The sequence below is a fragment of the Microcoleus sp. K5-D4 genome, from assembly GCF_036704575.1.
Classification (GTDB): domain Bacteria; phylum Cyanobacteriota; class Cyanobacteriia; order Cyanobacteriales; family Microcoleaceae; genus Microcoleus.
Genome location: NZ_JAUBSD010000019.1, coordinates 1 through 12,319, shown reverse-complemented (window position 1 = coordinate 12,319; position 12,319 = coordinate 1). Strand labels below are relative to the sequence as shown.

The 12,319-nt window shown below is 45.5% G+C and carries 5 protein-coding genes; all 5 read left to right on the top strand.

The features are described from left to right. The coding region (locus tag QUA77_RS08510; RefSeq protein WP_333449836.1) for a DUF4114 domain-containing protein at nt 1–7,620 on the top strand (7,620 nt) is incomplete at its 5' end. A 17-nt stretch (nt 7,621–7,637) separates the two neighbouring features. Continuing rightward, nucleotides 7,638–8,045 (top strand): hypothetical protein, encoded by a 408-nt coding sequence (locus QUA77_RS08505; RefSeq protein ID WP_333449835.1) that lies wholly within the window; start codon nt 7,638–7,640, stop codon nt 8,043–8,045. Nucleotides 8,046–8,334: 289 nt separating this feature from the next. Continuing rightward, nucleotides 8,335–9,513 (top strand): hypothetical protein, encoded by a 1,179-nt coding sequence (locus tag QUA77_RS08500; protein ID WP_333449834.1) that lies wholly within the window; start codon nt 8,335–8,337, stop codon nt 9,511–9,513. Nucleotides 9,514–9,643: 130 nt separating this feature from the next. Beyond that, complete coding sequence (locus QUA77_RS08495; RefSeq protein WP_333449833.1) at nt 9,644–10,732, top strand: PEP-CTERM sorting domain-containing protein; 1,089 nt, start codon at nt 9,644–9,646, stop codon at nt 10,730–10,732. Nucleotides 10,733–11,218: 486 nt separating this feature from the next. After that, nucleotides 11,219–12,319, top strand: a 1,101-nt coding sequence (locus QUA77_RS08490) for a DUF4114 domain-containing protein (RefSeq protein WP_333449832.1), incomplete at its 3' end; no start/stop codon positions are given.

Sequence of the window (12,319 nt, the reverse complement as noted above, 5' to 3'; positions counted from 1 at the left end):
GAACCGGAAAAACCTGTAGCAGCGACTGAATCTGCGGTTCAAGTAACATCAACCACTACCGACGAACCAGACAAACCAGTTGCTACAGACTCCGCAACAGCTCTCACATCTGAACCGGAAAAACCTGTAGCGCCCCCTGAATCGGCTAGCGAAAAACTGCCAAGTGAAGAGACTATCTCAGCGGGAGAAATCGCACCAGATAAACTACCAACCGATTCGGCAATTTCAACCGCCGAAAAACCCAGCGAAACTGTTGCCACCAACAATCCAAATAGCACAGCCGCCAAAACAGATGCAGATGCAGGCGAAACAGTTGCCACTGAAGAACCAAAAACAGGCGAGACTTTAGTTGCTGTTTCCCCAGATGCCAGCAAGCCAGAAGACGACACAAATACTGACACTAGCAACGGGGAAGAAACAGAGAAAGAGAATTCAACTACTGCCGTAGCAACCACTGAAACTCAAAAAGAACCAGAACCTATTACGGAGAAAAAGTTAATTTCTCTCTTTACATCGGGGGTATTTACTACGGATCAAACTGGTCTCCTCAGTATAGACTACCAATCCGATAATGGGATGTTCCAAGGTGAGTTAGCTTTTTTTAGTTTAGAAGATTTAGACAACTTTGAGCCGGGTTCTGAAGCATTCATTAAAGAAGTAGCTGCGCGGTCTTTAAGTAACTCGGTGAAAGGTCATGTAGTAATTAATGATGCTACAGAAGCTGCACGGTTTCCCAGTCTGTTAGGAGAGAGTAATGCCAATCAAGGAGTCTACTTAGGAGTCAAGAGTTTTGAAGTTACTCCTGGGGGTAAATATGGGGTGATGTTGGTTCCCAACGGTAGTGTGAAGTCTGTGTTTGATAATCCGACTGTTGGGGGCGATCAGCGTCCTTTATTTTCTATGGCAATGGCGAATCCTGTGGAGGGATTTCACTTTGGTCAGATTGCTGATATCACGGGAGAAGGTAATACCTTTGTCATGGAGGATATGCGGTTAGATGCAGGAAGTGACCGGGATTACAACGATATCATTTTCCAAGTGCGCGGTGCGACGGCCAAAGCTGCCTTGCTGGATACTGTGATTAACCCAGATAAAGATTGGCGGAAAACTGATTCGGGCAAAGCACTTATTGCTTATGCGAAACCTTACATTACCCCGGAATTAAAACCAAATGTAAATGCTGAACTATCCGATTCAGTTGATGAGTTAGAAAAGGACATTCTGAATCCATCAACTTCAGATCAAGAGACTCCCACAACTTCAGCGCCTGCCACTACCGACGAAGATACTACTGATGCAACCCAAATTGAAACAACAGATCAGGTAGATACAAAGCCTACTACTCCAGTAGTGACGACTGAGAAAGAAGTCCAAGATACTGGTGATAATCCTGGTGATTCGACTCAGGTTGAAACAACCGACAAGATAGAGACAAAGCCTACTAATTTAGAGGTAACGACTGAGGAAGGAGTCAAAGATACTGCGAATAACTCTGATGATTCAACCCAGCTTGAAACAACCGACGAAGTAGATGCAAAGCCTACTCTAGTAGTGACGACTGAGGAAGAAGTCAAAAATACTGAAAATAATCTTGGTGATTCGACTCAGGTTGAAACAACCGACAAGGTAGAAACCAAGCCAACGGCAGGTGCGACAACACCAACTGCTGGCAAAGATACTGTGGCCGATTTGACGGCAAAATTACCCGTTGAAAAAACGCCTCTTCCAGTAGCGACAACTGAGGTTAAAAACCAAGTTACTGAAGCACAAGCAACACCAGCTTTGCCATCCCAATCTAATGTTGAGACGGAAGTAGCTGCGACGACACTAACGGAAAAGCTAGAAACAAAACCGGAAGTTTCGCCACCGGAAAGTCTGACGAAAGTAGAAACTCTACTGGAAGTTTTGCCATCGGAAAATCAAGCAAACGTAGAAACAAAACCAGAAACATTGCCAGCAGGAAGTCAGAGTAAGGTAGAGACAAAAGCGGAAGTTTTACCACCGGAAATTCAGGCAGATATAGAAACAAAAGCGGAAGTTTTACCAGCGGTAATCCCGGTGAAAGAAGAAGCTAAGCCAGGGGTAGTAACTGAGGTAGAAAAAACAGAGCCTACTAAAGTTGTTGTAGTCGCAAATCCTGTAGAGTCGGTGAATGAAAGTCAGCCAACAGCGGTTATTGAGAGTAAAGAGACTCCAGCGGTTGTGCCACTGCAAGCAGCGCCGACTATGCCAGTTGCAGGTACGAATACTGCTGTAGAGTCGCAGAAAAAGGAGATAGTTACTCAGACTGAGACTGCGGGTGTTAATGATGCTGCACCCAAAGAGTCATTGCCAATTTATCCAACAGTTGAAAAACCAACTGAGGATAATTCGACTGCTGCGGTAACTCAACCAGTTAAGGAGGAAGTAGCACACAACAAGAATGATGTCAATGCTGACTGGATTGCGCGATTGGAAAGCATTAAACAACGTTTGAGTAATTTGGGTAGTGCTGATGTGGTTGCCGAAAATGCGATCGATCGCACTTTGATTGCTCGTTTGGAAACGATGACTGAGAAGTTGAGGGCGCAAACTGGATCGACTCCTATTTCGGATAATACAGCGGCGTTGATTTCGCGGCTGGAAGATATGGTAGTGAAAGTAGCACCACCTGCGATCGCACCAGTACAGTTTGAGTTTCCTCAAGCCGATCGACCTTTGGTAGGTTTTATCAACGATACTGGCTTGATTGTCAATAATCCGGCTGAGGAAAAGAGTCCGATCGTTGCTGAGGAAAAACCTGCAAATAGCACAAACAATCCTTCCCCAGCAGCTAATGGAGTTAATAATAACCCGTCGCAGCCAGTCGATCGCGCTCAAGATAATTCAAGTCAGTGGGTAGAATCTCTGATTAAATTTGTGGATGCAGCTAAGGTATCGAAGCAACCCCATGCCGTTGTGAATATTAACATCAACCTGACTCAAACTCAGCCTGATGGAACTGTGATTCCCCGCAGCGAACTAACGGCAGCAGAACGATCGGCGATCGCCTACGCATATCAGAACAAAGTGATCGTTGTTGTTCCCGCTGGAGATAACCCCGGCACAATGTCGGCTCTGGGTCTATTATCTAAGGAAGTTGACAACGTAGTTACTGTTGGTGCGGCTCAACGATTTAACAATTCGGTTGCACTATCTAATGCCTTTAAATTGGCAGATTATTCGGGCAGTGGCAATACTCTTGATATTCTCGCTAACGGAAGCAGCGGCAGTACATCCAGCACAGAGGTTGCTGCTGTTGAAGTCACCAATGGACTCGCTCAAGTGTTAGCAGCAAATCCTAAGCTGAATTACACTCAGGCAATTGACGCGATCAAGCGTACTTCTACAGACCTCGAACGACCTAATTGGGACGCTCAAACTGGGTCTGGTTTGCTGAATGTTGCTGCTGCGGTACAGTTGGCAAAGGTAACTACACCGGAACTTTACACGATTAAACCCGGACAGCGAAGCATTACTGATATTTTCATTTCTCAACATCCGAGTACCAAGCAGTTACCCGGAGATCCGACTCATCCTACGGTGAAAGTCCCTGGAATTTCTCAAACAAATGTCGATCGGGGCAGCAATAATCTTGCTAATGCAACGCAACTGATTCCTTCCGCTACCGAAGATGTCATCGATCAGGTTAGCAGCGTCGATCCGTCGGATATTTATCGGGTTGACAGTCGCTACTTAAATGGTGCTAAGTTTTCCGTCCTCTCAGGCGACTTATCCGTCAGCTACCTGACAACTTCTGGACAATTATTGGGGACTCAATCCTTCAGCAAGGGCAGTCATAAATTGCAGTTGCCAGCCAATGCACCAGCAGAGGTGATTGTCAAGATCGATCGACGCAATGCCGATCCTGCAACTTACGTTCTCTCTGGATTTGAGAGTACCGCGACTGAGCCGTTTAATATTGATTTGGAATATGAAACGCCACTGAGTGCTTCGCAACAGGCGATTATGCAAGCCGCTGCCAAAAGTGTGGCTGGATTAATTGGCAAAGGGTTGCCGACTGCTGTGGTTGACGGCAAGATTATCGACGACATCAATATCAAGATTTCCACTGCCAATATTGACGGTGTGAGTGGCACCCAAGCGCGAACTAAAATTGATTTCATGCGCTACGGAAGTATGTTGCCCGCTCAATCTTTAGTGCAGTTTGATGCAGCGGATATTGCCGAGTTGGAGCGTTCTGGGAAGCTGTTCAGCGTTGTACAGCACGAGTTTTTACACGCTTTGGGCTTTGGGAATCTTTGGGAAGCTAAAGGTTTGGTGGATTATGCGGGTACGCCACTGGCTCAGTATAACGGTGGAAAGGCGGTTGATGCGTTCAAAGATTTGGGCGGTTTGACTGATGCGATTTCTCTGGAAACTGAGGGTAAAGGTTCGGCTGGTTTCCACTGGAATGAGGCGCTGTTCCAAGATGAGGTAATGACGGCCGATTTGAACTTCAGCGGTAAAGCTGGGAATGCGCCGATTAGCCCTGTGACGATCGCATCTTTGGCTGATTTGGGTTACGAGGTGAATTTGAATGCGGCAACTCCTGATTTTGGATTGTTTGGCGGAGCGCGATTTAATGCAGAAGATTTAACGCCGGAGCAAATTGAGGCTGTCCGGCAATTGGCAGAGATTTTTGATGGTGGGGATGAGCCTTCTGAACCTGCTATTTTGCAAGAGGTCGATCCGAGTAAAGTAGCGCCGGAGATTTGGGCACACGCGGAACGCGCACCAAACGGTGAATATTACGATTGGGTAGATTATGTCGTTAGCATTCCTGGTGATGGTCTGATCAGGGTTGCTGAACGCACGATGGGCAATGGCAGCGAAGCGAACTGGAGGTGGATTGCCGATCGCAACGGTATATTTCGAGCTCCCTACTACATATATTTAGGCGACACAATTCAAATTCCCGTTCACCGTCCTAATTACGAGCAAGAGCAAGAAGCCGAACGGCAGCGTCGCGAACAAGAATTACGGGAGCGACAAGAAGAAGAAGCTCGTATTCGGCGAGAACAGGAAGAGGCTTTTGCGCGGGATCAAGAGCGAGTTCGTCAAGAAGAGGAAGCGCGACGCCGGGAAGCGGAAGCCCAGCAACGGGAACTTGAAGAACAACAACGGCGTTTGCGTGAACAAATGGAACGCCGTCGCCAAGAGGAAGAACGCCGTCTGGAAGAAGCGCGGTTGGCTGAGTTGGCTCGTCAGGCGGAGATTGCGCGCCAACAAGGCAAGGGAGGATTGGATTGGTATCTTGCCAAGCCTATGCCTGAGTTTGGGCCTGTCGATCCGTTTGAGACATCTCTAACGGGTGAAACAGTTGGCAATTTGGTGCCGGATGATTACTATCGCTTTACCTTGTCTCGCGGTGGTCGGATTACGGCTGAACTGAGAAAGCTTTTGGCTGATGCAGATTTGGTTCTGTACGATGTGCGGAACGAACCTATTGCCTATTCGATGCGGGAGGGAATTACGGATGAGCAAATTATTGCTGATTTGATTCCTGGTACTTATATGCTGCGAGTCAATAGTCCTAAAGGTGTGACGACTGACTACGAGCTGATTGTTAAGTTCCAACACAAGCTTTCTGCTACTCAAACTCAACCTTTACCTCCGGGTTGGCGGCCTAGTGGTAGTGGCGGTAGTGGCGGTAGCGGTGGTGGGAACACGTCTCCGGGTGTAACGTTTGCTGACCCCCGAATTAAGCAGATTTATAATACTGCTTTGAATCGATTTGCGACTGCGGAGCGAGGGAAAGCTAATGCTAAAATTCAGGATTTAGATGCTGAAAAACGGCGGTATCAGCAGGAGCTTGAACAGCTACTTGCTCGGATGAATGATGAACAGCGGGCTAAGATTCATGGAGCACTTGATGGAGTGCGGAATCAAGGTCAAGGCTGGATCAATGATAAGGCTAATGGCATTAAAGGTAGTATCGACGGTACTGCTGATTGGGTTTTAAACCAGATTGACGGCTCGATTCCGTCTCAGGTGTACAGCGTACCTGGGCTTGGAGATCGAATCAGAGGCGCTAAGGACAGTTTGAAAGGTGCGATTAATGGTGCTAGGAGTTGGCTGAAGGACAGGGTTAATGATGTTCAATCTGGCATTAATGGCGCGATATCTTGGTTTGTTGAACAACTGAAAAATGCTTACAGAACTGGGGCTGAAATCAATGACGACATTGAAAGGTTATCACAGGAGTTAAAGAACAGAATTGATGAGCAGGTAAGAAACTTAAATAATTCGGTTGACCAGTTCAAGGGTAAAATTCTTGGCAACCTTGGATTTCTTCGCAATGTTGGAGTGGACATCCCAGAACTAAATTTTGGAATAGGTAAAACTCCTGGTTTTAAGTGGAATTTCTACGACAGTGTGGTGGCTCCTCTGGCTGATAAGGTGGCAAACCCAATTAAGAATACTGTCACATCTGTGGGTAATTCTTTGAAGGGAGCAGTCGATTTCGTCAAACCTCTGGCTCAGGGGGCGGTTGCGGAGATAACTTCTAAGTTATTCGGTGATGAGACTGGGAAGCTTTACAACAAGATTAAGGGGGTTGACCAGCAGATTGCAAATATTCGCACTGGTGTTGAGAGGGCAATCAACAACCAAGCATCTGTTTACAAACAACTACTTGATGATTTTGTCAATGGACTAGGACAAGCCGGGAACTTTGTCGTAGGTGCTTTGATGGGTGAGTTTAATGACAACCCATCTATTTGGCAGACACTGCTCGATAGTGTGATCGGTATGATTCCGATTGTGGGTGAAATTGGAGATGTACGAGATTTAATCGCCTACACTAAAAAATTCATCGATAACCCAGAGGAGATGCAAGACCCCTGGAACTGGGTGGGAGTTGCTGGATCTCTCATTGGGCTATACCCTGTTGTGGGTGGTGCGATCAAAGGTGTAACAAAAATAGCCCGTAATGCCGATTTTGTTAAAGAAATTCAAAAATTAGGGCCAGCAGTAGTTGATGCCGTCGTTGATTTTGCTGGGAAAGCATGGCCTGATGTTGTTCAAAAATCAACCAGGTTCTTTGACAAAATTTTGGATACTATTCAAGGGCTTGTGGGAATGGTGGTTGAAGGTATTCGACGTGGCAAAGAAGTATGGTCTAGTCTGAAACAATCAACCGCTCGTAATATTGACCAGATTCAAGGGTTCTTGTCCAAGCAAGCTGAAAATCTTGGAAAATTAAAGGATGCAGCTACCAGTGAAATCAAAAAATCATTTGACTGGCTCAAGAGTAAGTTGGATGACCTCTCTACTTCCAAGAATGAAGGAAACGAGGCTCACAATACTTCAAATGCGCTAAAACTTAAATACCGTCTTACCTTTGAGCAACAAATGACTGAGGTTGGCGAGGTGATAGCTGGTGGTTCTCATAAAACTCAATTTCGTGACGCTGCCAACTTCTCCAATCAGTACGGAGGAAACCCAGCGGATTGGGTCAAGATGAGAAGTACATCATATACGATCCAAGATGGAGGAGGGGACATAAACCTAGAAACGCACTGGGTGCAAAACCTCAAGACGGGCCAGCGTGTTGACTTTAAACTTAAGGAAGGTGACAAGGTTGTTTACAGACCCTAATAATAATGAGGTGCTTTATGAGAGTTAAATGTATCTCCACTTATCCTACTCAAGAACAGCTAGAGAAACTGGGTGATGGGTTTTATCCCAACCAGGAGTTTCACTTGACAGTAGGGAAGGAGTACCTTGCTATTGGCATACAGTTCGAGATAGGCTCATCTAAATGGGGAACAGGTGCTTGGATTCAGTTAGTGTCTGACTACGGCAGACTCTCGTTTGCACCACTCTGTTTATTTGAAATTACAGATGGTAAGGTATCGCAACTTTGGGTAACTCGTTTGTGGGAAGACGGTTCTGTGTCTTTGTGGCCATCCTCTTTCTATCGAGAATACTACCACGATGATCTATCTGAAGCTGTGCCAGAAATTGTCGAGGATTTTAAGAAAGTTATGGCAATGATTGAGGAAGAGTCGCTATCTTATTAACTTCTCAAAAACGTTATCAAAGGTTGAGATTTGACTCATTCTTATTACCGAACTCACCGCCTCAGCTTGGATATCTATTCCAGCTAGAGGCGGATAAAAAAGCAGTAGCAGCAAAATCTGGATTAGCCCAAACAATTTTCCTAATAGAACCCCAAACAAAACTATGAATGAACTTTGAAGAAATTTAGTAACAAATGGAACAATTAGCACAACAATGCCTAGCACGGGCTCCGCAATCTATGGAGAAACTAAGGCATTAAATATCATCCCTAGTTGAAGCGTCAAATTTATGATGGCATTATCCCAAAAAACGGCTAAAATTTGGTTGATCATCACCGAATATCCTTTAGCAGCTATTCCTTCCTCAGGTTATCTTCGTTGCTCCCTGACAACTGCTGTTAAAAAGCTCCTAGAAAAGGGCAACAATTTTGTTATCACAGAAAGTGAAAACAAGCAAGAAAATTCACATGATATTGAAGTCTTTTTTAACCCCCTTCAAACCAACAACCAGCTTTACAGAGCCTCCCTTTCCCGCCAACTCGCCGCCGGCTTACCTCCCGACATCGAACAAACCTCCCTCAAAGACGAACCCAAAGACTGGTTTATCAAAACCGCCGACTTTGGCGACGACTACGACAGAATTCTTCAACACCGCGACGGCGAATTCACCCAACTCCTAGAAGACATCGCCCGCTACCATCAAATATTCCAACAAGGCTATGACAAAATCATCCTCATCCGTCCCACCACCTACACCGGCTACGACATCCAACTCACCAGCGCCATGCAATGCTTGGGCTACACGAAAGAGCAATTTCAATTCATCATCGTTCAACCCATCGAACTCTACGCCTTCCACAAACCCACCCAGCAAATCCATCGCATCCCCGATATCGCCCCCACAGAATTGCTCAAAGCCGTGAGTATGGATGCACTGCGCTGGTACTGCCTCCGAGTTCCCCTCACAGAAGTTGCCCCCATTAACATCAGCACAGCAGGAAAACCCACCCCGCAAGATAGCCTCTATCGCGTTCAATCTGCATATCTTCGTTGCTGTACCCTGCTGCAACAAGCACATCAGCAAGGCATCATTCACCTAGAAACAAATGGGGGCGGCGGGGAAATTTCCCCTACCGAAATCGCACCTAAACTCATGTCATTAGCAGATTATGTCTGGGAATCTCCCGATGCCGCCACCCTAGCCAACCTTCTGCAAGCGGTTCCCAAAATCCTCGAACAAAGCGCCACCGAAATAGCCCCCCATCTGGTTTGCCGCCACCTGGAAGCAATCGGTGAAACCAGCCTTTCGTGGTTGGATTCCCTGAGTCTCAACCCGCAAAACTGCGCCCTTTTGTTAGCGACGAAGCAAACAATTTTTGAGTTATTAGAGAACGTTTTGGCGATCGCCTGTCCTGAGTCAACTTTTCCCGACTCAAATCCGATCTTTGTAAAGTTTTCTGAAGATTAGGTCGCGTTCTGCATAAAACTAGCGCCTTCTTCCAGATAGATAAGTGACGGTTGGTTTTTGAGTGCGACGGGCGATCGGCCTTGAACACTCGCCAACTGTCAACTTTTAATCTTTCCGAAAAATTATCCTGATGTCTGCATCTACCTTTGCCAACGAATTCTATCCGTTCAGCTTGGCTGTAAGTCTCCTAAGTGCGATCGGTCTTGCCCTACCCCAATCTGTTCAAGCCGCCAGCCTTACTCTCAGTCAACCACAGCCACTTAACACACAAGAATGGCTTCTTATATCAGAAGGAACACCTAGACCTAATGACGACGACGGAATTTATCTCGATCGCACAATCCCAACATCTGAATTGCCCGAAGAAGTTGCCAGAATTATTGGAGAAACTGTCGCTCGGACTCCTGATTTACCAGTCTCCAACCTGGAAATTACCAGCGTTCGCCAAGTCACATGGCGAGATGGTTGTATGGGAGTATATCGACCATTTTCTGCATGTACATCGGCTCTAGTTGACGGTTGGATTATTACTGTAGGAAACAGCGAACAAAAATGGGTTTATCACACAAATGGTTCCCGAACTTTTTTAGTTAGCGATGGCAATACTCCCCCTGTTGGCGATCCTCCCCCGATATCCCGCCCACCGGTTCCCCCTTGCCCTGATGGTGATCCTAAATGCGATCCTTTGAGACCAGACCAACCCGGTTCATCTCAACAAAACCCCATTATGCCAACCATAACTCAACCAGGTTTCTGGAGTTTCATCGATCTTCCCAGCGGTGTATGGAATGATCCGCCAACAGCTTACGGTTTTCGCTACGAAATGACTTCCAACTCTTTGTTTACTGAAATTCTTGATTTTCCTACTGGTTTTGCCAAACCTTTTACCGTGTTAGTAAAAGATGTGCTTTTAGGGCAATTTACAGCCGGAAATAGCGTCAATTTTAGTAACTATAGCACGTTGTTGGGCAACTTGCTAGTCGGCGGTAGCGGTGTTAAAGAATTTAGCGTCACCGGCCTCAATGTCGATCCGACTAATCCCGCTGCGTTTCCGATCAAACTGGAATTCAATACAGAGAAAGCCAACTTGAATATGCACGCCATGCTTAAGGAAGAAGCCGAAGCTGTTCCTGAACCTTCAGTGATGTTAGGTTTATTTGCTTCCGCTTCTTTCCTCGTGGGTGCTGTGCGGAAACGCAAACAAAGATTTTCTCGTTGATTTTCATGAATTTGGGTTTTGGGGAAAAGCGCGATTTCCTACGAAATAGCTTTACCCCTTTGCTCCAACCTTAGTTATAATCAGTAGGATTACGCACAAACACAACACAAACTAGAGGGGTTTATCAAATCTTTATAAAGCCTTTACCGAGTATTTATCAAGTCTTTATCAAGTTTTATCAAAATATTGATTTACATTAGCGATGAAATGCCTAATAATGAGATGTATCAAACTAATCACTATTTATTTCCTGCTAAACAGTCAAATCGCTACTAAATTCTCAATATTAATGGGAATTTGTAAAGTTTTCTTGAAAAACAGAGAATTGGCGTAAAAAGTAAGGCTTCGCTTAGGCAGACAGATTGTAGGTCAGAATCGCAGATGATCGATAGACCAGGTAACGAAGCGATGCCTACGGCTGGCTACGCCTACGCCCATTCCTGCTAGTTGCTTTTTGTAAATCTAAGTTTATTTATCGGGGTGCAAATGTCTAATATTGAAATCGGTAGTCTCAAAGATAACTATTTCCATATCGGTTCCACTGGTAAAACAGATTCTACCAATACCTATTTTTTCAGTCTCCCCACTATGGGTAGTGCCCGAATCTCTGCTGAAGGTTTTAGCGGTGATATCAATATGGAACTGCGGGACAAAGAAGGGAAGGTAATCAAAAGTATTTCAACTAGCGGCACAAATGCTGGAACTATTAGCATCGATAATTTAGGGGCGGCGGACTATATTTTAAATGTTTCTCCTGTTTCCGAAAACACAAACTATCAAATCAGTCTAACTCCAGATGGTAAAGTCGATCCGTTAACGGGCATGGGGGTTGATGCAGGATTTTTTGTAACAAATAAAAGTGAAGTGGGGGTCGATTTACTCAACGATGGAGGCAGATATCAAGGAGAAATAGCTATTTTTAGCCTCGATGGTATGGAGAAATTAACTTCAGATTATAAGGAATTTATTAAGGAAGCTGCCAAGCGCTCGCTGAGTAATTCTGTATTGGGTCATATCGTGATTTCTGAATCTATAGAGGGGGCAAATCCTCTATTTAGAGGCAGTTTTGGAGAAAAAAATTATAATAATGGGCCGTATAAGGGCGTGAAAACATTTGCCACAACTCCCGGAAAGGCTTATGCTGTAATGTTGGTGCCCAACGGTCAAGTCCAAGAGGTTTTTGACAATCCCGATATTGGTGGAGGTAAGCGTCCGCTGTTTTCATTATCTAGCCTCAACCCAAATGATGCTTGGCTGTACGGTCAAATAGCGGATGTTAATGGTCTTGGCTTGGTATTTTCCCTAGAGGATCAGCGGGTTGATACGGGTTCGGATGGGGACTATCAGGATGTTATTTTCAGGTTGACAGGTGCAACGGGTAAAGCGGTATTGTTGAAAGAAGTCATTAATCCCGCTAAGGATTGGACTACTTCTGAAAGCGGGAAGGAATTCATCGATTTTATCAACTCAATCCCTCCCGAAAACACAGCCCCAAAAAACTTGCGATTTGATGTGTTACCTGCTTATAAAGTGGGAGAAACAATCAGCTTTACGGGTGGGAAAGTTTACGATGCCGACGGTGTTGAT

Coding starts and splice junctions, on each gene's coding strand:
- QUA77_RS08505 (WP_333449835.1), top strand. CDS start 7,638: ATGAGAGTTAAATGTATCTCCACTTATCCTACTCAAGAACAGCTAGAG.
- QUA77_RS08500 (WP_333449834.1), top strand. CDS start 8,335: ATGATGGCATTATCCCAAAAAACGGCTAAAATTTGGTTGATCATCACC.
- QUA77_RS08495 (WP_333449833.1), top strand. CDS start 9,644: ATGTCTGCATCTACCTTTGCCAACGAATTCTATCCGTTCAGCTTGGCT.